This window comes from Arthrobacter sp. CAN_A214, assembly GCF_015751955.1.
In the GTDB taxonomy this organism is placed as follows: Bacteria; Actinomycetota; Actinomycetes; order Actinomycetales; family Micrococcaceae; genus Arthrobacter_D.
This window is the reverse complement of sequence record NZ_JADOUU010000014.1, coordinates 1-21,517: the sequence shown is the minus strand read 5'-3', so window position 1 is coordinate 21,517 and position 21,517 is coordinate 1. Positions and strand designations below refer to the sequence as shown.

Below are 21,517 nucleotides of genomic sequence, written 5' to 3'. Positions count from 1 at the left end.
CGGCAGGAAGGGGACGGTGCACAGCATCGACTCCTCGAGCGTGCAGGATTACGTCAAGGCCATCTACGGGTTCACGGAGTGGCAGGAGACTCCCATTACGGCGTCGCAGCTTGCCGGGCGCATGTCCGTCGCCAATTCCTCCGTGACGGGGATGGTGGCCAAACTCGTCGAGCTGGGGCTCGCACGTCATGAGAAGTACGGGCCAATCAGCCTCACCCCCGCCGGCCTGGCGCTCGCACTGGCGATGGTGCGCCGGCATCGGCTGATCGAAACCTTCCTGGTGGACCAGCTCGGGTACAGCTGGGACGAGGTCCACGACGAGGCGGAGCTGCTGGAGCACTCGGTGTCCGACACCTTCATCGAACGGCTGGACCGAAAACTCGGCCACCCCGCGCGTGATCCCCACGGCGATCCGATCCCGGCACCGGACGGCGTCGTGCCGCGGCCCGACGCCGTGCCCCTTGCTCGTCTCGACGACGGCCACCGCGCCCGCGTGGCGCGGATCAGTGATGACAATCCGGCGCTGCTCAAGTTCCTCACCGACCACGGCGTGGGCCTTGATACTCCCCTGCTGGTTTCGGGGCGCGCCCCGTTCGGCGGGCTGCTGGCCGTCGCTGTCGGCGAGAGTCCCCGCGCGCCTCTGCTGCAGCTGGGAGAGGAACTAGTGGCCGCAATCTGGGTGGAGACCCTCGGCACGCACGAGGGCTGCACGCTGGCGGCCTACAGCGCGAGAACTACCCCGAGCCCGACGGCGGCCGCGGCCAACGACGCCCCCGCCGTTCCCAGCGCATAGCCGGAGGCGGCGAGGTAGCGCCCGGCGCCGATCAGCCGCACGGTGTCCACACTCGCCGTACTGAAGGTGGTGAAGCCCCCGAGGAAACCGGTGCCGACCACCACCTCGGCAGCAGGTGCGAGCCCTCCGCGAAGCACCAGCCCGGCGACGACTCCAAGCGCAAGGGAGCCCGTGACGTTGATCAGCAGGATCCCGAGGGGGAAGGATCCTCCGACCCGCGCCCGCACCGCGTTGTCGACCGTGAAGCGCGCGGCCGCGCCGACTCCCCCGGCCAGCGCGGCCAGCAGTACGACGAGCGCGCTCACGGTGCCTGCCGTCGGTCGGTTGGAGTGTTGTCGATCGGAGTGGTGCCAGTTGCGGTGATGCCGGTTGCGTTGGTGCCAGTTGCGGTGGTGCCGGCTGCGGTCGCACCGGACGGAGTCGTACCGGCTGCGTCTGTAACGGCCTCTGGCCGGTCGCCACGCCAACGGGACGCCGTGACCACTCCCACCGCTGCGCAGGCGATGCCGCCGAGCACACTCAGCGACACGTAGGTCGCTGCCGTGCCGATCCGCCCGGCGTCGAGCATGCTCACCGCGTCGAAGGCGAACGCACTGTAGGTGGTGAAAGCGCCAAGGAAGCCGGTGCCCGCTCCGAGCCGCAGCAGCTGGGCCCGGCCGGCGTTCCGGGGAAAGGCCAGCGACTCCAACAGGACGCCGAGGAGGAAGGATCCTCCGAGGTTGACGAGCAGCGTCGGCAGCGGCCAGCCACCCGCCTCCGGCACTCCGAGAGAGATACCATACCGGGCAAGCGTACCGAGGACGCCCCCTGCCAGCACGAGTGCCACCAGAAGCAGCTTGGAGTGCGGCGGTACCGGCGCGCCTGGAGGGTGCACCGGATCGCCCGGGCCGTACTGGGTCATGGTGGCACTATAACTGAAGGACGTCACGGGACCGCGGATGGAGCACCGGCCGGAAGCTGCAGCCGCGACACAGTGCCGGGTACGCGCTGCTGGCTCCCTACACTGGGAAGGACCCTGCCCGCCGACCTGGAGGCCCGCGTGACGACCCTCGGCATCGAAGAGGAATACCTGCTCCTGGATCCAATCTCGGCGCTCCCCATGCATTGCGCCGCTGACGTGCAGCAACTGCTGGTGAACGCGCCCGGCCTGAATGACGACGACATCCAGCGCGAGCTGTTGAGTTGCCAGATCGAGACCGCGACCCCGGTATGCGATACGCTCACCCAGGCCGAGGAATCCCTCCTCAATTTCCGCCGGCAACTGGCGGCAGCCGCGGTCCAGAGCGGAGCACTTGCTGCGCCCACCGCCACCGCACCGCGGATCGGCCAGCACTACCCCGAGCTGACGGACAAGCAGCGCTACCGCGACCTTCGGGCCAGCGCCCCGGGCATTGTGGGTGACCAGTTCGTCAACGGCCTGCACGTGCACGTAGGAATCCCGGATCAGGAGACCGGCATCCAGGCCCTCAACCGGATTCGACCCTGGCTGCCGATCATCACCGCGCTCAGCACCAATTCGCCCTACTGGCTGGACCGCGACAGCGGTTTCGGAAGCTGGCGTGTCATCCACTACCGGCGCTGGGCGGTGCAGGGCATCCCTCCCCTGTTTGCCGACGCCGCCGACTACGAGCGGCGCATCGAACAGCTCGAGGAGACAGGAGCCATCATCGACCGCGGGGTGCTGACGTGGGTCGCCCGGCTGTCGGATGCTTACCCCACCCTCGAAGTGCGCACGGGTGATGCCCAGCTCGAAGCCCAGGATTCGGTGCTGCTCGCCGCCCTCATCCGCGGACTCGTCACGACGGCGGTCTCCGCGGCCCGCGCGGGCACGCGCCTCCCCGACCCGGATCCCGAACTGCTCGACGCCGCCCTCTGGCAGTCAGCGCGCGACGGCATGACCGCCCACGCCGTCGACCCTGAGACGGGGGTCCGCATGCCTGCCCGCCAGCGCCTCAGCGAACTGGTCGAATTCATCGGCCCGGCTCTCGACGCCGAGGGTGACACCGACTGGGTGGAAGCGGCGCTTCTCCACCTCGAGGCACGGGGAACCGGGGCCGAGCGCCAGCGCAAGGCCATGCACGACGCCGGGATGCCGGGCCTGCTGGCGCTCTACCGGGAGAGCCTGATTCACGAGAACTGAGCACGCTGCCGCCCTCGGACTGTCGGACGGCAGGGGCGCGTCAGTTCGACTCGAGAATGCACACTTCCCACGGCCGCAGCCGATCCGGCGATCCGGCGTCGTAATGTCCCAGCAGCAGCCCGGACGATCCCCCGGTTTCCTGCAGGTCCGGCAGTGCCAATTCGTTGCCTGAGACGTTGCCCAGAACCCGGATCACCCGTGCGCCGAGCGTCCGCGTGAAGGCGTAGAGGGTCGGATGGTCCTCCTGCTGCATCTCGAAGCGCCCGAGGCGGACCACCTCGTTGTCGTGGCGGAGCGCGATGAGCTGCTGGTAGAACCGGTACACGGACTTCTCCGAAGCGCGGTCGGCGTCGGCGTTGACCGTGGTGTAGTTGGGGTTCACGGTGAGCCAGGGTGTTCCGGAAGTGAACCCGGCGTGCGGCGCGTCGGACCACTGCACTGGGGTTCGGGCGTTGTCCCTGCTCATGATGCGCAGGGCGGCGAGGGCGGCGGATTCGGTCACACCTAGTTCGGTGGTGGCTTCGCGGAACCAGTTCACCGACTCGAGGTCCTGGAAATCATCAACCGAGGTGAAGGGCACGTTGGTCATGCCCAGTTCCTCACCCTGGTAGATGTACGGCGTTCCGCGGTGCAGGTGCAGCAGCGCCGCCCACAGGGTGGCCGATTCGTAGCGGAAGTCGGCGTCGTCGCCGAATCGTGAAACGAGCCGCGGCTGGTCGTGGTTGTTGAGGTAAAGGCTGTTCCAGCCGGTCTCGGCCAGGCCCTTCTGCCAGCGGTTCCAGGACGTCTTGAGGTCCAGCAGGTCCAGGCCGCGGTAGTCCCATTTCCCGCCGGGGCCCTGATCGAGGCTCACGTGTTCGAACTGGAACACCATGTCCAGTTCGCGACGCGCGGGGTCGGTGAACAGTTTCGCATCGTCGATCGTCACCCCTGGCATCTCGCCGACCGTGATCAGGTCGGCGTCCCGCCCGTCGAAGACGGCGAGCGCCATCTCGTGGAGGAACTCGTGGATGCGTGGGCCGGACATAAAGTGCGGGCTCCCGTCGCCCCACAGCTGGCCGGCCGGCACCCGTCCGTCGGGCAGCGCAGGATTCTTCGAGAGGAAATTGACGACGTCCATGCGGAAGCCGTCGACGCCGCGGTCGAGCCACCAGTTCATCATCGAATGAACGGCTCCGCGGACCTCCGGATTTTCCCAGTTGAGGTCCGGCTGTTCCGGTGCGAACAAGTGCAGGTAGTACTGGCCGCTGGCCGGATCGAGGGTCCACGCTGGGCCGCTGAAGGCGGATCCCCAGTTGGCCGGTTCGGCACCGCGCTCCCCCGGGGCGAACCCTTCGCGGGCGTCGCGCCACCAGTACCAGTCGCGTTTGGGGTTTTCCGGCGACGACGCCGACTCGATGAACCACGGGTGCCTGTTGGACGTGTGGTTCACCACGAGGTCCATGACCAGCTTCATGCCGTGCTCGTGGACACCGGCCAGGAGGGTGTCGAATTCCTCGAGCGTCCCGAAGACGGGGTCGATGTCCTGGTAGTTGCTGATGTCGTAGCCGTTGTCGTGCTGCGGCGATTCGTAGATGGGTGAGAGCCAAAGCACGTCGACACCGAGCTCGGCGAGGTAGTCGAGCTTGCCGAGAATGCCGCCGAGGTCACCCATGCCGTCGCCGTTCGAGTCGGCGAAGCTGCGCGGGTAGATCTGATAGACGACGGCGCTGGTCCACCAGGCCGGTTGTTCGATGCTCATACTGATGATCCTCTCGGAGAAAGACTTGCTAGACGGCGTGCAGTTCGACCAGCAGGAAATGTTCGGGAAGGCGGCCGGTGCCTGGATCCCGGCCGCCTCGAGCAATCGGCCCGTCGTGCACAGGGGTTCCCCTTCGAGGGCGGCCTGCAGCCGGCCCCGCGGTGACTGACCGTTGCCCGGCTGCACGAGGTAGGTCCGGGTCGGCACGATGCGGTACAGCTTCTGCGGATCGACCCCGGAAACCGGGGCATTCCGGGCGGATAGCTTGCACCGGACGCGGTCAGGGAGTACCCGAACAGGGCTGATGAGCGGTCGCCGGAGACGACGCCACGGAGGTCCGCGGCGAGATCGGGCAGGTCCGCACGGACCATGCGTCCACGGTGGATCCGACCCCGCCAGGCCTTGTGCAGCGCGACCCACTTGCCGAGCTGTGACAGCTCCTCCGGAGCGGGTCCCGAAATGTCCCATTCAATTCCGTAGTGACCGAAGATCGCGGTGGACGCGCGGAGTTCGAGCCCGTGCCAGTCCCGTGGCGTGCGAGACCGGGCCGCCGAGGTGCATGCCCAGAAGCTCGGGCGGCACAAGGAGTCCTGTTTTCGGTCGTTCGTTATTCTTATCGCGGATATAAGCGTTCAACCAGTTTCACCGGCTCCCGTTCCGCCGGATCACTCCGAAGCTGAGGCAGAGGAGGCCGATCAGGAGGGGAACCAGGGTCAGGAGCGAGTGGGTACCGCCGATGTAGCTCATGACGATGATGTAGATAAACGTGCTGCCGACCAGAAGCCAGCCGAGTATGAGGAGAGCGCGGCCCCGATTCGGCGGCGGCAGTGGCGGGAGCCACGACGGCGGCCTGTCAGTCCAGCTCATGCGTCAAGTGTAGTGGGGAGCATGCACTCGCCCGCAGCGCGGGCAGGGCACGAAAAAGCCGACGGAGTTCCTTCCGCCGGCTTTTTCGATCTGTGGAGATGGCGGGAATTGAACCCGCGTCCGATGCAGTGTAGTCAGGGCTTCTCCGGGCGCAGTTCGCGTCGGTTTTTCTCGGCTCCAGCCATCGTGCGAACAAGTGGCTGCCAAGCCCAGTTGTATAAGAGTCCCCCCGGTTCCTACAACGAGAACCGGGAGCAGTGGCCCTCTAAATGACGCCAGTATCCGGGGCGAGAGCAAACCCGGGCTGACGGACTAGCTAGGCTGCCTAGGCAGCGAGAGCGAAGTCAGTGCGCTTTTGTTCGGCACTTATTGTTTTACAAGGAGCGTTTACGAGATAACCCTGTATCCTCGGCCCGCTTCCCCTGTCGCGACTAACATCGTCGAAACCTGTCATCCCCATATGTACTTGTCAAACTGTTCCTTCTCGAACCTGGCGCGCACATCCGCCGCTTTCCAGGTGTTCAGTGTAACCCACGCGACCCGCCGTATTATTCCTGTATCAGGCTCCCAGGTTCTTCTCGCGCATTGCACGAAGTGCTTCCCGGTTGTCCTGCTTCTCACGCAGGGTCTGCCGCTTGTCGTAGTCCCGCTTACCACGGGCGACGGCGATCTCCACCTTGGCGCGCCCATCCAGGAAATAGAGCTGGAGCGGCACGAGGGTGAAGCCGGACTCGCGCACCTTCTGGGAGATCTTCGTCAGTTCCTCACGGTGGAGGAGGAGTTTGCGCCGTCGTCGTGCCGCGTGATTGGTCCAACTGCCCTGCGAATACTCGGAAATGTGAATGCCCTCGAGCCACAGTTCGTCGTTGTAGAAGACGGCGTAGCCGTCGACAAGCGAGGCCCGCCCGGCACGCAGCGACTTGACCTCGGTACCCATGAGGGCGATGCCTGCTTCGTAGGTATCCAGGACGGCATAGTCGTGGTGGGCCTTCCGATTGGTGGCCACGATCTTGCGGCCGCTTTCCTTGGGCACTGGGGAACTCCTTTCACCACTCTGGCGACGCGGAACCGGCGGACCCGGAACAGTGCGTTCCATTCTACTGCTACAGCAGCCCCCTGGGGTCCACCAGGTTTCCATTGAGCATGGTCTCGAAGTGCAGGTGGCAGCCGGCCGAGTTGCCGGTATCCCCGACGTAGCCGATCACCTGGCCCGCGGTGACCCGCTGGCCAGGGGCCACGTTGAACCGGGACAGGTGGTAGAAGTTGGTCGCAAGCACGTTCCCTCCCACTACCCCGTGGTTCAGGACAATTCGCTTTCCTGCCCCCAGCAATGCATCCGAGTCCGCATACCAGACCTCACCGGCTGCTGGTGCATGTAGTGGGGTTCCGCACGCCGCGGCGAAATCAACGCCGGTGTGCAGGTAACCGCCGGTGCCGTTGAAGTCGAAGGTGTCCGGCGGCGTGGCACGCCAGCCGAAGCCGGAGGAGATCGGCGCGTTGACCGGCATTCTGAGCCCGAAGGCACCCCCATCCGCCGGCGGCGCGGGAATCGCTGCCTGCGGCGCAACGGGAGCCGGAACGGACTGCTGCGCCGCGGCTCCGGTTTCCCGGCGCGCACTTGCTTCAGCCTGGAGTCTCGCCGTTTCGGCGGCGACGGCCGTTGCCTCGGCGACGGCCCGAGCCTCGGCTTCAGCCCGAAGGCGTGCTTCCTCGGCAAGCCGCGCTTCTTCGAGCAAGCGCCGCTGGCGTTCCGCGATATCGGCATTGACCTGCTCGTGGGCTTACTCCACGCTGGCGAGCTTCGCCTCGATCGCGGGTTTCTGCTCCTGCAGCCGTGCGGATAGCGCCGCGGTGTCCTCAACGAGCTTGTCGACCTTGGCTTTCTCCGATGCGGCGGCGTCGCGCTCGGCCTGCTCGGCCTGCTCGGCCTGCAGCGCGGCGTCAGCCTTGGCCTTCAGGCTCCTGATTTCATCCTCGACCGCCACAAGCCGCGCCTTGCTGTTGGCATTGGTGGCGTCCTGCTGCGACAAGCGGTCCATCGCCGCGTTCTGCGAGCGGAGCGCGAGGCTTACCAGGTCCATGGAGGAGGTCAGGCTCCCGGTGCCTTCCGATCCGAACATCAGGGACACATTGGAGGGTACGCCGCCGTTCTTGTAGGCCTGGGTGGCGATCTGGCCTATCACCTCGCGCGTCTTCTCCATCTCGGCTTTGTCCCTGGACAACTCGCCGATGAGCTTGTCCTTTGTTTCCTGAGCCAGCTCCACTCGTCCAGCGAGTACGGTGACCTCGTTCGTCGAGGCTTCAACCCGTCCCTGCGCGGACGCGAGGGCCTCCTGGGCGGCAGGTAGTTCACTCTGGTACACCTGCAACTGAGCAATGCTCGCCGAGATGTCCGAGTCCAGGTACTCGATCGATTGCTGGACTTCGGCAATCTCGCTTTCCAGGACGCCTTTGCGGTCCTCGAGATCGTCGGCGGACGCCGGCGTACTGACGGCCAGGGTAAGCGCGACGAGAAGTGCCGCCGTGCTTCGAACGGGGAACGGACGCCGATTCATGACCTAGACCTTCACGTAACGCCGGAGAGCCAGCAGGGAGGATGCCCCCGCCAGGAAAGCAGCCAGGAGGATGAGCACCGGCAAGAGCAGAAGGACCTGCTGGGCCGAGATGAAAGCGGTCTCCGGATATAGGCGGGCGAGCCACGCAATCAGGAAGTCGCTTGAAAGCCACAGGGTGCCGGAGGCCAGAAGGGCACCGGCCACGGCGGCGATCACGCCCTCCAGGACGAAAGGAAGCTGGATGATCGTTCTCGACGCCCCAACAAGGGCCATGATTCCCGTTTCCCTGCGGCGGCTGAACGCCGAGAGACGGATGGTGGTGGCGATCAGCAGTACCGCGCACAGGGTCATGACACCGGCGATGAGCAAGGCACCGAGTGACGCCCGGTTCATGACGGAAAAGACTTTTTCCAGCAGTTCGCGCTGGTCGCTGACGACGTCGACTCCTGGCAGCGAGGAGAAGGCCTCATCGATGATTTCGTACTTCTCCGCGTCCACGAGGCTCACCCGGAACGATTCCGGCAGCTGATTCGCCGTCACGGATTCGACGATGGGTGAGTTTGCAAACTGATTCTGGAAGTGTCCGAGGGCGTCGTCCTGTGATTCGTACTCGACCGAAGCGACGTACTGGCTGAGATTCTCACCTCCGAGGAGGGTTCGAATGGCGTCCCGCTGCTCCGCGGTGACAGGTCCAGCCGCGCAGGTCGGCGACGTCGAATTCTCCACGCACAGAAAAACAGCAACCTGCACGCGGTCGTACCAGTACCCCTTCATCTGGCTGATCTGGAGCTGGAGGAGCCCGGCGGCACCTACGAAGGTCAGGGAAATGAAGGTGACGAGCACCACGGAGATCACCATCGAAAGGTTCCGCCGCAGCCCCGAGGCAACTTCGGAGAGGATGAAAGCGACCTTCATCCGGCCGCTGCCCGGATGTCGCCTCCATAGATGCCCTGCGCTTCATCGCGTACCACCCGGCCGTGCCGCAGCTCCACCACACGCTTGCGGAGTGAGTTGACGATGGTGTTGTCGTGGGTGGCCATCACTACCGTGGTGCCGTTCCGATTGATGTGCTCAAGGATATTCATGATTCCCATGGACGTGGTGGGATCAAGGTTTCCGGTCGGTTCGTCTGCGAGGAGGATCGCCGGTTTGTTGACGATGGCACGGGCAATGCCCACGCGCTGCTGCTCTCCGCCGGACAGTTCATGGGGCATGCGGTTGCCCTTTCCTTCGAGGCCCACGATCCGAAGCACATCCGGCACGGTCTCCCGGATCACGGCGCGGCTCTTTCCTGTGACCTGCATGGCGAAGGCCACATTCGCGAAGGCGGTCTTGTTGGGAAGCAGGCGGAAATCCTGGAAGACGACGCCGATGCCCCGCCGGAGGCGCGGCACGCGCCAGCCGGCGATATCGGCCACATTACGGCCTGCCACGTGGACGGCGCCGAGCGAGGCACTTTCCTCCTTCAGGACAAGTCGGATGAAGGTGGACTTGCCTGATCCGGAGGCGCCGACCAGGAACACGAATTCGCTGCGGTTGACCTCGAGGGAGACCGACTGCAGCGCAGGGCGCGACTTCTGGTCGTAGATCTTGGTGAAGTTGTCGAATCTGATCATGGCTGCTTTGCGCCTGAGGAGTGGCGGCTTTGCCCGGAACTGCGCGAAAGGGCCCGGGCATGTGGCGAGGAAAGGTCCACCAGCTATTCGACTATAACCGCGAAGTTACTATTGTGACCGCTGGGGCAGGTGTTTCTCTGAGGTTGGGTGGCCTACGCCGGTGCGTCTTTACTGCTCGGCATTCCGGTTATTGGTGCGCCACCGGATACCGGCATCGATGAAGTCGTCAATCTCACCGTCGAAGACCGCCGAAGTGTTGCCCACCTCGTGCTCGGTCCGCAGGTCCTTGACCATCTGATAGGGGTTGAGGACGTAGGAACGCATCTGGTCTCCCCAGGAGGCTTTGACGTCACCGGCGAATGCCTTCTTCTCGGCATCCTCCTGTTCCTTCTTGAGCAGGAGAAGACGCGACTGCAGCACCCGCATGGCGGCGGCACGGTTCTGGATCTGGGACTTCTCGTTCTGCATCGACACCACCAGCCCGGTGGGAAGGTGCGTCAACCGCACAGCGGAATCGGTGGTGTTGACCGACTGCCCGCCCGGCCCGGAGGACCGGAACACATCCACGCGGATGTCGTTGTCCGGCACTTCAATCACGTCGGTCTGTTCGATCAGCGGGATGACTTCGACGGCGGCGAACGAGGTCTGTCGTCGGCCCTGGTTGTCGAAGGGGCTGATGCGGACCAGGCGGTGGGTGCCCGCTTCGACCGACAGGGTGCCGAAGGCGTAGGGAGCCTTCACCTCGAAGGTTGCCGACTTGAGCCCGGCTTCCTCCGCATAGGAGGTGTCGAGGACCTGGGTAGGGTACCCGTGGCGTTCCGCCCAGCGGAGATACATCCGCAGCAGCATTTCGGCGAAGTCCGCCGCGTCCACTCCTCCGGCGCCTGATCGGATGCTCACCACTGCTTCCCGCTCGTCCCACTCCCCTGCGAGCAACGTGACGATCTCAAGGTCGTCCAGCGCCTTGCTGAGGGAAACCAGTTCCCGTTCCGCCTCGGCCAAAGAGTCCGCATCGGCTTCATCCTGGGCAAGCTCCACAAGGACCTCGAGGTCCTCGATGCGCGATTCGAGGGTTTCGAGACGTTCGAGTGCGGACTGTCGGTGGGAAAGCTTCGAGGTGACCTTCTGCCCGGCGGAGGGGTCGTCCCAGAGATCCGGAGCACCGGCTTCCTCGCTGAGTTCGGCGATGTCCTTGCGGATGCCCTCAACATCGGATACCTGCTCGATGGATATGTATTTGGCGCGCAGGGCGCGTATTTCTGCTGGGAAATCAGTGGCTGCCATGGTGCTTCCAGCCTACGTCATGGGACTTGGGGGCGCGCCGGCTCAGCGTGTCAGCTCAGAACGCGCGTCCGCCACCGCAGTGATGGGAATTCCCGCGGGCACCAGGATACTGACCATCGGAGGATGGACGACGGCGGTCAGAACTACGCGCGCCGTCCTGCCGTCCGGTGCACCCGTCGCGGCGTCGATCGCCAGCGCGCTGAACCGTCCACCCGCGCCCGTGCGCTCCACGTACGCCCCCGTTGCCGCCTGCACTGCCGATCCGCTCAAGGAAGGCAGGGGCACGGCGGACCTGCCGGAGGTTTCGTCGATACCGAACGAGTCTGCCGCCGCCAGGGCTGCTCCGTCAGCTACGGACAACAGCTTCTTATGTTCTATGTACACGGCGGATACCGCCATCACCACAGTGACCACCAGCAGTGAGACCAGGAGATAGCCGATGATCAGAACGCTCACCTGGCCGGCCTCGTCACCCCGGATCCGCAGCAGTTTCCCCGAAGGCGTCATCCGTACCGCTCGACGATCTGGGTAGCGGTGGACGTGAGGCTCGCAACCGACGTGTTGATGCCGGGCATGGTGGGGATGAGGGGCAGTGGCACCTGCAGTTCGACGACGACCGTGACACTCGAGGCAGGAGACAGGCATACACCCTCGCAGGTGATATCGATCAGGACCTGCTCGCCGGAGAAGCCGAAATCAGATACGGCCAGCATCACCGCCTGGCGTGCCCGCACGTCCGCTTGCTCTGCGGTTCCGGCGTCGGCGTACACCTTCGCCGCCTGGTCGGCTGCGCCCACGACGGCGAAGGACCCGCCCTGGAGCTGCCCGACCGTCAATACCAGGTAGACAACGGGAACGAGAAGGAGAAGACCGAGGAAGGTGAATTCGACAACTGCACTGCCGGTCTCCCGTGCTGCCACTCCCTTGAGGAGGCGGACCCGGGTGAAGCGGCAAGATGACTCAGGGCGGGAAGGCCGCACGGCCCCTCACCTCCAGGACATCAGTGGGCCCGATCAATCCGATGACCGGGAGCGGCGCACGGACAACGACCTCCAGGGTCTGCACGCCGCCGACGTCGGACTGTTCCACGGCGATCTCCTCGCTGAAGCGATCGCCGAGGGCGAGTGAAATGAGCGACGCCGTTCGCTGCTCCGCGTCTCCGGCTGTACGGTCTGCGAGTGTTCCGAACCGCGCACCCGAGGACGCCGCATCGATCAGGGTATTGCGCACGTGAAGCACAAGTGCCAATTGCACGATCGCGATGAAGATGACGGTCAGCAGACCTCCGATCAAAGCGAAGTCCACCACGGCTGTCCCGTCTTCGGCACGCCTTCGCTCGATTCCGGGTTGAAGAAGCACCTAGGGCGACACCTGGCTGATTGCCGATTCGAAGAGTCCCTGGAGGGCCGGCCCGGCGAGCGCCAGTAGACCGGCCACAAGCACCGCCGACATCAGCGTGATCATGACCCAGCCGGGGACGTCCCCTCGCTCGCTGTCACCTCTGGGTCTTCCATGGAGCAGGGTGCCCAAGAGCAGGAGAAAGAGTCTGTGGAAGGAGCTGCTGAACCTGCGCATTTTCATCCTTTGCCGATCGGTCGGGAATTCGGGTCGATGCTAGAAACCTAGGTTGATGAGTGCGAGGCCGGGGTAGACGGCGAAGAGGACGGTCAACGGGAGCACGCCGAAAACCAGGGGAACCATCATGGCGATTTCCTTCCTGCCGGCCGACTCCATCAGCTCCCGTTTGGCCATGTCCCGGACGTCCTGGGCCTGCGCACGCAGCACATCGGCAAGCGGGGTTCCGCGCTGCACTGCGACGCTGAGCCCATCAACGAATCGGGCCAGGGGCGCCAACTGCGTGCGCCTGGAGAATTCCTGTAGGGCCTCGATGAGCGGCATTCCGGCCCTCGTTTCCGCCAGCACCCGGGAGAACTCGCCGGCAAGATCACCGTTGGCAGTGCGACATATCCTTTCCAGCGCCCCGGTGGCGCTTTCCCCCGCGCTGACGGCCAACGCCATCAGCTCCGCAAGGCTGGGAAATTCCGCGACCATCCGCGCTTCACGCTTCCGAATCTGGCTGGACAGCAGGAAATCCCGCAACAGGAATCCGCCCGCACCGCACGAAAGGATAACGACGACGCCGAACAGGACGCTTGCCCGCCCCGCTGCCGAAGACAACACCATGACGATCGTGGCGCCGGCCAGTCCGGCAGCGGACCAGAGAATCTGCTGTGCCCGAAAATCCAGGACCGACTGCCCGCTCCCGGCCTGCACCAGGCGTTTGGCAAGGACAGTTGATGCCGGGTTGAACTTGTTGAGCCAACCGACAGCATCCGCAAGGAGGGGGCGAATGATCCGCTCGAGCGGCACGAACGGCGTAAGTGGACCGGCCTGAGGCAAAAGCAGACGGGACTGGACCTCCACCGCCCTCAATGAAGGAGCAATGCGGTCCTCGAAACGCACGCGGCGCATCATCGGTACCCTCACCATAATCAGCCATAAGCCGGCTCCCAGCGCTCCACCGAGCAGCAGCGAAAGCGCCAGCGGAGTGCTCACCGGAGGACTCGCTCGTCCCGAGGCAGTGCGCCGATTTTCAACATGACCCGGTAGCACACCACCGAGACCACCAGCCCTCCGAGGAGCACCAGCGAACCGGTGGCAGTGTTGTAGGCCCGCACTGCTTCGGGCCGGGTAGCAAGGAGCATCAGGACGAACCAAGGCGCTGCGACCGCAAGGCGTGCTGCGTTGACGGTCCAGGATTGCCGTGCCTCGAGTTCGCTTCGAGTCCGGGCGCTGTCCCGCAAGAACTCCGAAAGAGTGCCCAGCAGCCTTCCCAGGTCCGAGCCGCCTACTTCCCGCGTCATCCGGAGTGCCTCGATGATGCGGTCCGCGACGGGATCGGCCAGTCGGTCCTTGAGGCGGCTCAGCGAGTCATCGAACCGGCCGCCCGCACGGTAGTCCGACCCGAACGCCAGGAACGCCAGCCGCAGCTCCACCGGACCCTTGTCCCCTAACTGGATGAGTGCCTCAGGCAGGGACAGACCTGCCCGGATAGCCGACCGTAGGTGATCCACCACATCCGGCCAGAGTTCCCGCAGCGAAGCAGTCCTCCTGGCAGCTCTCCACCGCACGATAGCGAGAGGGATGAACCCGCCGAAAATCGCGAAACACAGGGCAATGGGCAGGGATCGCGTCAGAACGAGGATCAGCAGGAGAACGAATACCCCGAGCGCGGCACAACTTGCCAGGAGGCCTCCGGATGAAACCCGTTCCACTCCCGCGCGGACCAGGAGCTCATCGAAGCGGCGCCTTCGTTTCCCTCTTCCTGCAGGGCCGGCACCAGTGACCCAGCAGGACCACCAGATGAGAAACAGTCCTGTCCCAAGGGAAAGTCCGAGGGCGGCTCTCACGAGCGGTCCCCGAGGAGGGCTGCGACGTCTACTCCCGCCTCGGCGAACTTCTCCTCGGCGGGCATCGACGTTGCGCTGACCATTAATCGGCCGTTGACACGCCGGAAGACCGGAGATGACTCGATGATCCCGTTCTCCACACGTCTGCCGAGGGCCATTATTTCCATGACCTGGCGTGCGCCGCCGCTCACCCTGGCGCAATGCACTACAAGGTCGATGCAGGAAGCGACAGTGGGGACCACGAAGGCGCTTGAGATGTTCTGGCCGGCGAGCAGCGGGAGGGTGCAGATTTTCGTGATGGCGTCGTGCGCGCTATTTGCATGGACGCTGCACATTCCGGGCAGACCGCTGTTGAGCGCGATCAGCATGTCAAGACTCTCCGCTTCCCGGACTTCCCCGACGATCAGCCGGTCGGGCCGCATCCGCAGAGCCTCCTTGACGAGTCTCCGCAACGGGATCTCGCCATGGCCCTCAAGGTTCGGTTGCCTGCACTGCAGTCCCACGACGTCGCGCAGCGGCAGTTGGAGCTCGAAGATTTCCTCGACCGTGACCACTCGCTCCCGCGGACCGATTGCCGAGCCCAGGCAATTAAGGAGCGTCGTTTTCCCGGCCTGGGTAGCTCCCGAAACAAGGATATTGAGGCCGCTGGCCACCGCTGCCTTCAGGAAGAGCGCAGCCTGGGGAGAAAGCGTCCCGAGATCCACGAGGTGTTCCAGCCTGGTGGCCTTGGCAATGAACTTCCGGATGTTCACGGCCCAATGCCGACGGGTGACATCCGGAATGACCACGTGGAGTCGCGAACCGTCGGGCAACGAGGCATCCACGAAGGGCGACGAGAGGTCAAGTCTCCTTCCGGACGACTTCAGCATCCGCTCCACGAGGTCGCGCACCTGTTGCTCAGTCAACGTCAACGCCGCCAACTCGGATTCTCCCGCATGCGCCACGTATATCTCCGAAGGGGCGTTGATCCAAATCTCCTCGATCGTCGGATCATCGAGGTACGGCTGCAACGCCCCGAACCCGGCCACCGCATCGAATACATACTTTCGTGCGTGCTCCAGATGACCCAGGGGCGGAAGCACCCCGAGGATCGACCGTTCGTCGTAGTCATTGACGGCCGCATCGACAAGGGAGAGGATTTCCTGCACCTGGCGGGCGGGGTCCAGACCTCGCCGTCGAATGAGTTCGCGCACTTCATCCTCGACAATGCGGACACCGTCCATGGCGCACCCCCATCCGGTAGCTCGCAGGCCTGCATGGTGGTCCTGCGCGCCGGCTCCAGCCGACCCCCTCACACTAGGCGCGGGATGAGCACCGGGACAGAGTAAGTAAGCACGTGTGGATAAGCGAACTACCTGTTTTTCAACGCCGAACTGCTGACCGGGACCGGAACACCCGATGGATAAACACTAGAAGATGTTGGGACGTCGAGAATTGAGCCGATCCACCGTCCGCAGTGGTGTCTTCGTCTGCGTTGCGGTCAGCGCAGACGTTGAGAATCCGCCGGACGTCAGCCGCGCCGATTACCGCACCCGGGCCTGTTGGGAGATAAGTACTCCGGATCTTCCCGCCGGCACTGTACGGCCGTATCCAAAGATCAGGGAGTACCAATACCCATAATCAAACTCGGCTCCAAAGCCTGACACGCCGGGGGGATACGAAAGAAACCCGCAAGAAAGACCTAGGATTGCTGATTCACTCCAGGAACCCCTTTCACATCTGTAACAGGACTGTAGTCTTCTCGGGATTTCACTCGCCTGGGCCAACGCCCATGTCCCGCTGGAGAAACTCTTGTTCCTTGCTTCCCCGTCACGACTTGTTCTTTCGGCTGTCTTATCCCTCGCACTCCTGAGTAGCGCAATGCCCGCAGTCGCTGCATCCCTCGAGGCACCGGCTCCGACCGCATCTCCATCGGCACCTGCACCCGGCCCTGCGATCGAACCGCTCCTTCCACCAACCGCTCCACCAGGCGAGCCGGCGGCCGTCCCACCGAGCAAGCCCGCGGCCATCTCACCGAGCGAGCCGGCAGCAGTTTCGAGCGAAGCCCCGAGCATCCCTGCGACGGCTTCGCCCTCCGCGGAGCCGGGCACCAAGGACAGCGCGGTCACCGTGGAGCCCCTGGCGGATCCCATGAGTCAGCCCGGTTTCAACCCGATCCTGGGAGAGCACCTGGCGGCGCCGTCGGACTCCGCAGGAAGTTCATCCGGCGCCCCTGCAGGATCGGGGGCCGCATTCGGCCAGCGAAGCGGCACCTTCACCGTCACACTCGTCACGGTAGTGCTCTCGGGCTCACCCAACAACCGAATCTCGGATTTCCAGTTCAGTCAGGCCAAGCAGTCGATCCTCGCCTCGAACGACTACTGGCGGGCCGCTTCGGCCAACCGGCTCGGGATGCAGTTCGGACCCGAATACCGGGACGTGGTCATCACGGCGAACAGCACCGACCAGTACTACGACCTCATGGCCAAGATCACCGCGAAGCTGCAATGGACGGCCAGCCCGAATGACGCGCTCGTCGTCTATGTTCCGGTGGCGCAGTTCGCCGGCGGAGTGCTCGGTGGCGGATTCACCGACGGCTCCAACAGCGGCAGGGTCATCATGCCGGTGCCGTCCGGATTCACCAACAACGTGGTCACCCACGAATTCGGGCACGTCCTCGGACTGAACCACGCCAACAGCCTGGAGTGCTCCACTGGAAGCAGCGATATCGCTTCTCCGAACAACACCTGGGGCGACTCCGCATGTGACTCCCGGGACTACGGAGACACCATGGACCTGATGGGCCTGGCGCAGTACACCACGCCGCCTATCAACGCCTACCTCTGGGAGTACGGCGGATTCGGCCGCGGGGATGAGATCCTCGACGCGGGAGTGATCGAGGGAAGCAAAGCTTTCACCCTCCAGCCCTGGGGCGGAACCGCGGCGCGGCGTGCCGTGAAGTTCGTCGATCCCGCGAGCAGGGAGACCTACTACCTTTCCTACCGCAACCCCGCCGGTGCCAATGACGCTGGTGCAACAGGCAACAACCGCGGTGTGATGATCCACAAGAAGGACGCTCGCGGAGACTGGCCGGAGGCCGCGTCCCTGGCCCTGACCCCGTCGAGCTACCGGTTCAGCGGCTACTACAACCAGAACCATGCCTGGCAGCAGGGATCGACCTTCCGCACCGCCAGGGGAACCACGGTCCGCATCGACTCCCTCGGCACGAACGCAACCGTGACCATCAATAGCCAGTCGTCGAGGGAGGCGGTGGCGGAGCCGTTCATTGATGGTGCTGCCGCGGCGGTGCCGGCGTTGGGTGCGCCGGTATCGGATGTCATCTGTGGTTTGAAGGACAACGGCTGCTACCGGGGCTATGTCAATGGTGCAGTGTTATGGTCAGCCGGCTCCGGCGCGGCGGCCACGTTGAACGGTCCCCTGCGCAAGGCCTGGCTTGACTCCGGTGCGCAGAACGGGCCCATGGGTTACCCCGTGAGCGCCCAGGGCTGCGGCATCAGGGACGGTGGCTGCTACCAGGCGTTCCAGGGCGGGGAGATCCTCTGGTCCGCTGCCAGCGGAGCGCACCTCAGCCGCAGCGGCGAGATCCGCTCCGCCTACCGGGCCGCGGGAGCTGAGAGCAGCATCCTGGGCTACCCCACCAACGGAGAGATCTGCGGCATCAGGGACGGCGGCTGCTACCAGACCTTCCAACGCGGCGAGATCCTCTGGTCCCCCGCCAGCGGAGCCAGGATCTCCTACAACAGCGCCATCCGAACCGCCTACCGGGCCGCAGGAGCCGAAAACGGGATCCTGGGCTACCCCATCAGCGGGGAAATCTGCGGCATCAGGGACGGCGGCTGCTACCAGGCATACCAGGGCGGCGAGGTCCTATGGTCCGCCGCCAGCGGAGCGCATCTCACCCGGCAAGGCGGCATCCGCCTGGCCTACCGGGCAGCAGGAGCCGAAAACAGCATCCTGGGCTACCCCACCGGCGCCGAGACCTGCGGCCTCAAGAACGGCGGCTGCTACCAGGCCTACCAAAGAGGCGAGATCCTCTGGTCACCCACCACCAGCACCCAGATCACCCATCACGGAGCCATTCGCACCGCCTACCGGGCCGCAGGAGCCGAAAGCAGCATCCTGGGCTACCCCACCAACACCGAAATCTGCGGCATCAAGGACGGCGGCTGCTACCAGTCCTTCCAGAACGGTGAGATCTTCTGGTCAGCCGCCAGCGGAGCGCACCTCAGCCGCGGCGGCGGCATCCGCCTGGCCTACCGGGCCCAAGGAGCCGAAAACGGGATCCTGGGCTACCCCACCCACGGAGAGATCTGCGGCATCAGGGACGGCGGCTGCTACCAGTCCTTCCAGAACGGTGAGATCTTCTGGTCAGCCGCCAGCGGAGCGCACCTCAGCCGCAACGGCGGCATCCGCCTGGCCTACCGGGCCGCCGGAGCCGAAAACGGTGCCCTGGGCTACCCCACCAACACCGAAATCTGCGGCATCAGGGACGGCGGCTGCTACCAGTCCTTCCAGAACGGCGAAATCCTCTGGTCCCCCAGAACCGAAGCCCACTCCACCATCACCGGACCTATCCGCACCACCTACCGGGCCCAAGGAGCCGAAAACGGTGCCCTGGGCTACCCCACCAAAACCCAAACCTGCACCACCAACACCCAATGCACCCAACCCTTCCAAAACGGAACCCTCACCTGGACCCCCACCAACGGCGTCCGGATCGTTCGACGATAAGAGCCGGAAGAGCGCGGTAGGAGCGCTGGCAGCCGGCGAGGGACCGGTGTCGAGTGCCGCTCCTGCCCAGGATCCCGCGGTATCCTTGATACCGCGGGATCCCCGACCCGGCTCCGTTTCCTCGCGGTGCAGCAGAAGTCGCTAGGAGACTGCGTGATCGATCAACTCCCGTCCATCCAGGACGGTGGACGGCGGGCAACGACCGGAACGACCCCGCGGCGGGACATCCAGGCTCTGCGGGCGATAGCTGTACTCCTCGTGGTACTCAACCACCTGTGGCCCCAGATGCTGCCTGGGGGCTATGTCGGCGTCGACGTGTTCTTCGTCATCTCGGGCTACCTCATTACCAAGCACCTGATGGGCGAATCCGAGAGGACCGGGGGTATCTAGCTCGGCAAGTTCTATGCCCGCCGTGCCAAGAGGCTCCTGCCGGCCGCCCTGGTGGTGTCAGTCATTTCCCTGATCGGCGCCTGTGTATTCTTGCCGTTCTCCCGCTGGCCGACCATCGCCAGCGAAACGATCGCAGCAACCCTGTACGTCGAGAACTGGTGGCTGGCGTCCCAGTCGGTCGACTACTCGGCACAGAACACTGCTGCGTCGACGGTCCAGCACTACTGGTCACTCTCTGTCGAGGAACAGTTCTATCTCGTGTGGCCCGTCTTCCTGCTGGTACTTTTCCTCCTTGCTCGGCGCTTTTCCCTCGGCCGGCGTCGGGTCCTCGTCCTGGGCCTTGCCGCCGTCGGCGCGGCGTCGCTGGCCTTCTCGACCTATTTCACCTACGCGAGCCGAAGCGAAGCCTATTTCGTGACGCCCGCGCGTGTCTGGGAATTCGCTGCCGGCGCCCTCGTTGCAGCAGCCGCAGCGTCGCTGCAGGCGAAACTGGGACGGGCCGGCATTCTGGCGGGCCTGATGCAGTGGGCAGGCTTCGCCCTGATCATGCTGGGTGCCTTCTCCTACAACGAGGAAACGTACTTCCCCGGCTACGCGGCCGTTGTTCCGGTTCTCGGCACGGTGCTCGTCATCTGCTCGGGCCCTCGGTTCCCGCTGTGGTCACCCAACTATCTTCTCGCAACGTCACCGATTCAGTTCGTCGGTAACGTGTCGTACTCCCTCTACCTTTGGCACTGGCCGTTGATTATCCTTCTGCCGAGCGTGATCAACCGCAACCTGACCGACGTCGACAAGGTCGGTGTTGCCGTCGTCGCGCTCCTCCTCGCTGCGCTCAGCAAGAAATATATCGAGGATCCGGGCCGAACAAGGCTTCTTGTCGGAGGCACTCCCCGAAGGGTTCTCGGCTGGACAGCGATCGCCATGGCCACCGTGTGCGTGGCCAGCGCGGCGATAATGGCAGGCGGAGCCGCTGCCCAGGAAGCCGAGCTGGGCAAGCTCGACGCTCTTTCAGGTGGGGACTGTTTCGGTGCGAAAAGCCTTGATCCGGCACATGACTGCGTTGATCCGTTCGGCCCCCCCGACGTGGAGAACGTCGGAGAGGACGAAGCGCCCTGGTTCGCCTCCGGAGACTGCCTGCCCCACGAGGACCCCATCCGGGTCCAGGAGCAGGAACTGCTCAGCGCCTGCGATTTCTCGGGGGGCGAGGACGTGTCGGAGACGGTCTGGCTCGTGGGAGATTCACATGCGGAGCAATGGCAGGCCGGCGTCTTCGAATTGGCCCGCCAGCACAAGTGGCAGGTGAACGCGAGCCTGATGGGTGGATGCCCGCTTGTCAACGTGAAGCGGGTCGCTTTCCTGGGAGTACGGACTACCGACGCCGCGTTCCAGAAGCGCTGCCTTGAATGGAGCGCCGAGGTCTCCGACCGGATCCTTGCCGAACGGCCGGACACCGTCTTCCTCGCAACCTTCGCAGCAGGTGAGACCATTGACGACGGCAGCGGCCGCTCGCAGCTCGAGCAGTACGGCGAAGCCTTCCGCGGAATGGTTGGTCAATGGACCGCGAACGGCACACAGGTCTATGTCATTCGGGACACGCCGCTGACCCTGAACCGCTCCACCCCGGAGTGCCTCTCGCTCAACAGCAACAATTCCCTGGCGTGCGCAAACGACAAGACCAAGGCGCTACCCCTCGACCCGCTTGCCGAGGCGGTGTACGACATGGATGAACCGGGAGCAAAGGTCATTGACCTGTCGGACCGGTTCTGCCCGGACGACAAGTGCTATGCGGCAATCGGGGGACTTCATGTGTTCTTCGATACCGACCACGTGGCCCGCAGCTATATCCGTTCCCTCGTGCCGCTGTTCTCGGAGCGCTTCGAAGCAGCCAGGGCGGGCTAGGGCGTGTCTGCTAAATATCCGGCTTGTGATGTTGGAAGCTGGATGGATGGTTCGTTCGGATGTGATTCCAGATGAGTTGTGGACGGTTGTT

General features: G+C 64.6%; 22 protein-coding genes, 1 other RNA gene and 1 pseudogene. 6 read left to right on the top strand and 18 right to left on the bottom strand.

Annotation, left to right across the window (positions count from 1 at the left end; genetic code table 11):
- The first annotated feature begins 16 nt into the window (after nt 1-16).
- Nucleotides 17-793 carry a metal-dependent transcriptional regulator gene (locus IWX65_RS12290; RefSeq protein ID WP_196883205.1) on the top strand — a complete coding sequence of 259 codons (777 nt, stop codon included), beginning with the start codon at nt 17-19 and terminating at the stop codon, nt 791-793.
- Here the strand turns inward: IWX65_RS12290 and IWX65_RS12285 are convergent.
- Both IWX65_RS12285 and IWX65_RS12280 read right to left on the bottom strand, forming a co-directional pair.
- The gene (locus tag IWX65_RS12285) at nt 721-1,098 is read right to left on the bottom strand and encodes a fluoride efflux transporter FluC (RefSeq protein WP_196883203.1); all 378 of its coding nucleotides are present in this window, start codon (nt 1,096-1,098) and stop codon (nt 721-723) included. The genes IWX65_RS12290 and IWX65_RS12285 overlap by 73 nt on opposite strands.
- Nucleotides 1,095-1,694: a fluoride efflux transporter FluC gene (locus tag IWX65_RS12280; RefSeq protein WP_196883202.1), complete on the bottom strand. Its 600-nt coding sequence runs from the start codon at nt 1,692-1,694 to the stop codon at nt 1,095-1,097. Before IWX65_RS12280 ends, IWX65_RS12285 begins: the two co-directional genes overlap by 4 nt.
- Nucleotides 1,695-1,832: 138 nt before the next feature.
- Here IWX65_RS12280 and IWX65_RS12275 point away from each other — a divergent pair, with 138 nt between their 5' ends.
- A complete protein-coding gene (locus IWX65_RS12275; RefSeq protein ID WP_196883201.1) occupies nt 1,833-2,933 on the top strand; it encodes a carboxylate-amine ligase in 1,101 nt (366 codons plus the stop codon).
- A gap of 40 nt (nt 2,934-2,973) precedes the next feature.
- Here IWX65_RS12275 and IWX65_RS12270 read toward each other — a convergent pair whose 3' ends face one another.
- From IWX65_RS12270 to IWX65_RS12195, 16 genes are all read right to left on the bottom strand, one after another.
- On the bottom strand, nt 2,974-4,674 hold the full coding sequence (locus tag IWX65_RS12270) for an alpha-glucosidase (protein ID WP_196883200.1): 1,701 nt from the start codon (nt 4,672-4,674) through the stop codon (nt 2,974-2,976).
- A gap of 642 nt (nt 4,675-5,316) precedes the next feature.
- Nucleotides 5,317-5,541 carry a hypothetical protein gene (locus IWX65_RS12265; RefSeq protein WP_196883199.1) on the bottom strand — a complete coding sequence of 75 codons (225 nt, stop codon included), beginning with the start codon at nt 5,539-5,541 and terminating at the stop codon, nt 5,317-5,319.
- Nucleotides 5,542-5,631: 90 nt separating this feature from the next.
- Nucleotides 5,632-5,999, bottom strand: a transfer-messenger RNA (tmRNA) gene (gene ssrA / locus IWX65_RS12260).
- A gap of 101 nt (nt 6,000-6,100) precedes the next feature.
- Complete coding sequence (smpB, locus tag IWX65_RS12255) at nt 6,101-6,574, bottom strand: SsrA-binding protein SmpB (protein ID WP_196883198.1); 474 nt, start codon at nt 6,572-6,574, stop codon at nt 6,101-6,103.
- 70 nt (nt 6,575-6,644) lie between these two features.
- Complete coding sequence (locus tag IWX65_RS12250; protein ID WP_196883197.1) at nt 6,645-7,277, bottom strand: M23 family metallopeptidase; 633 nt, start codon at nt 7,275-7,277, stop codon at nt 6,645-6,647.
- A 45-nt stretch (nt 7,278-7,322) separates the two neighbouring features.
- Nucleotides 7,323-8,096, bottom strand: a complete 774-nt coding sequence (locus IWX65_RS12245; RefSeq protein ID WP_196883195.1) for a coiled-coil domain-containing protein — start codon at nt 8,094-8,096, stop codon at nt 7,323-7,325.
- A 3-nt stretch (nt 8,097-8,099) separates the two neighbouring features.
- Nucleotides 8,100-9,011 (bottom strand): permease-like cell division protein FtsX, encoded by a 912-nt coding sequence (ftsX, locus tag IWX65_RS12240; RefSeq protein ID WP_196883193.1) that lies wholly within the window; start codon nt 9,009-9,011, stop codon nt 8,100-8,102.
- Nucleotides 9,008-9,712 (bottom strand): cell division ATP-binding protein FtsE, encoded by a 705-nt coding sequence (ftsE, locus tag IWX65_RS12235; RefSeq protein ID WP_196883191.1) that lies wholly within the window; start codon nt 9,710-9,712, stop codon nt 9,008-9,010. The genes ftsX and ftsE overlap by 4 nt, the downstream gene beginning before the upstream one ends.
- Before the next feature lie 168 nt (nt 9,713-9,880).
- Nucleotides 9,881-10,996, bottom strand: a complete 1,116-nt coding sequence (gene prfB / locus IWX65_RS12230) for a peptide chain release factor 2 (RefSeq protein WP_196883190.1) — start codon at nt 10,994-10,996, stop codon at nt 9,881-9,883.
- A 42-nt stretch (nt 10,997-11,038) separates the two neighbouring features.
- On the bottom strand, nt 11,039-11,503 hold the full coding sequence (locus IWX65_RS12225; RefSeq protein ID WP_196883189.1) for a pilus assembly protein TadG-related protein: 465 nt from the start codon (nt 11,501-11,503) through the stop codon (nt 11,039-11,041).
- On the bottom strand, nt 11,500-11,976 hold the full coding sequence (locus IWX65_RS12220; RefSeq protein ID WP_334683838.1) for a hypothetical protein: 477 nt from the start codon (nt 11,974-11,976) through the stop codon (nt 11,500-11,502). The genes IWX65_RS12225 and IWX65_RS12220 overlap by 4 nt, the downstream gene beginning before the upstream one ends.
- Entirely contained in the window at nt 11,957-12,355 is a 399-nt protein-coding gene (locus tag IWX65_RS12215) for a TadE family protein (RefSeq protein WP_334683837.1), read from the bottom strand. Before IWX65_RS12215 ends, IWX65_RS12220 begins: the two co-directional genes overlap by 20 nt.
- On the bottom strand, nt 12,356-12,571 hold the full coding sequence (locus tag IWX65_RS12210) for a hypothetical protein (RefSeq protein WP_196883188.1): 216 nt from the start codon (nt 12,569-12,571) through the stop codon (nt 12,356-12,358). It abuts the gene before it with no gap.
- Between the two features lie 39 nt (nt 12,572-12,610).
- The gene (locus IWX65_RS12205) at nt 12,611-13,552 is read right to left on the bottom strand and encodes a type II secretion system F family protein (protein ID WP_334683836.1); all 942 of its coding nucleotides are present in this window, start codon (nt 13,550-13,552) and stop codon (nt 12,611-12,613) included.
- A complete protein-coding gene (locus IWX65_RS12200) occupies nt 13,549-14,406 on the bottom strand; it encodes a type II secretion system F family protein (RefSeq protein ID WP_196883187.1) in 858 nt (285 codons plus the stop codon). The genes IWX65_RS12205 and IWX65_RS12200 overlap by 4 nt, the downstream gene beginning before the upstream one ends.
- Nucleotides 14,403-15,629, bottom strand: coding sequence for a CpaF family protein (locus IWX65_RS12195; RefSeq protein ID WP_196883182.1), 1,227 nt, complete (start codon nt 15,627-15,629; stop codon nt 14,403-14,405). The genes IWX65_RS12200 and IWX65_RS12195 overlap by 4 nt, the downstream gene beginning before the upstream one ends.
- Nucleotides 15,630-16,266: 637 nt before the next feature.
- Here IWX65_RS12195 and IWX65_RS12190 point away from each other — a divergent pair.
- The 4 genes and pseudogenes from IWX65_RS12190 to IWX65_RS17825 all read left to right on the top strand — a co-directional run bounded on the left by IWX65_RS12190 (nt 16,267) and on the right by IWX65_RS17825 (nt 21,426).
- Complete coding sequence (locus tag IWX65_RS12190; protein ID WP_196883180.1) at nt 16,267-19,137, top strand: M43 family zinc metalloprotease; 2,871 nt, start codon at nt 16,267-16,269, stop codon at nt 19,135-19,137.
- 153 nt (nt 19,138-19,290) lie between these two features.
- On the top strand, nt 19,291-19,527 hold the full coding sequence (locus tag IWX65_RS12185) for an acyltransferase family protein (protein ID WP_196883178.1): 237 nt from the start codon (nt 19,291-19,293) through the stop codon (nt 19,525-19,527).
- 15 nt (nt 19,528-19,542) lie between these two features.
- Nucleotides 19,543-20,340 (top strand): annotated as a pseudogene (locus tag IWX65_RS17830) (acyltransferase family protein); the annotation flags it as partial.
- Nucleotides 20,341-20,448: 108 nt separating this feature from the next.
- Nucleotides 20,449-21,426, top strand: a complete 978-nt coding sequence (locus tag IWX65_RS17825; protein WP_334683844.1) for an SGNH hydrolase domain-containing protein — start codon at nt 20,449-20,451, stop codon at nt 21,424-21,426.
- The last annotated feature ends 91 nt before the right edge of the window (nt 21,427-21,517 follow it).

Coding starts and splice junctions, on each gene's coding strand:
- IWX65_RS12280 (WP_196883202.1), bottom strand. CDS start 1,694: ATGACCCAGTACGGCCCGGGCGATCCGGTGCACCCTCCAGGCGCGCCG.
- IWX65_RS12270 (WP_196883200.1), bottom strand. CDS start 4,674: ATGAGCATCGAACAACCGGCCTGGTGGACCAGCGCCGTCGTCTATCAG.
- IWX65_RS12265 (WP_196883199.1), bottom strand. CDS start 5,541: ATGAGCTGGACTGACAGGCCGCCGTCGTGGCTCCCGCCACTGCCGCCG.
- IWX65_RS12245 (WP_196883195.1), bottom strand. CDS start 8,096: ATGAATCGGCGTCCGTTCCCCGTTCGAAGCACGGCGGCACTTCTCGTC.
- ftsX (WP_196883193.1), bottom strand. CDS start 9,011: ATGAAGGTCGCTTTCATCCTCTCCGAAGTTGCCTCGGGGCTGCGGCGG.
- ftsE (WP_196883191.1), bottom strand. CDS start 9,712: ATGATCAGATTCGACAACTTCACCAAGATCTACGACCAGAAGTCGCGC.
- prfB (WP_196883190.1), bottom strand. CDS start 10,996: ATGGCAGCCACTGATTTCCCAGCAGAAATACGCGCCCTGCGCGCCAAA.
- IWX65_RS12225 (WP_196883189.1), bottom strand. CDS start 11,503: ATGACGCCTTCGGGGAAACTGCTGCGGATCCGGGGTGACGAGGCCGGC.
- IWX65_RS12210 (WP_196883188.1), bottom strand. CDS start 12,571: ATGCGCAGGTTCAGCAGCTCCTTCCACAGACTCTTTCTCCTGCTCTTG.
- IWX65_RS12195 (WP_196883182.1), bottom strand. CDS start 15,629: ATGGACGGTGTCCGCATTGTCGAGGATGAAGTGCGCGAACTCATTCGA.
- IWX65_RS12190 (WP_196883180.1), top strand. CDS start 16,267: ATGCCCGCAGTCGCTGCATCCCTCGAGGCACCGGCTCCGACCGCATCT.
- IWX65_RS17825 (WP_334683844.1), top strand. CDS start 20,449: ATGGCCACCGTGTGCGTGGCCAGCGCGGCGATAATGGCAGGCGGAGCC.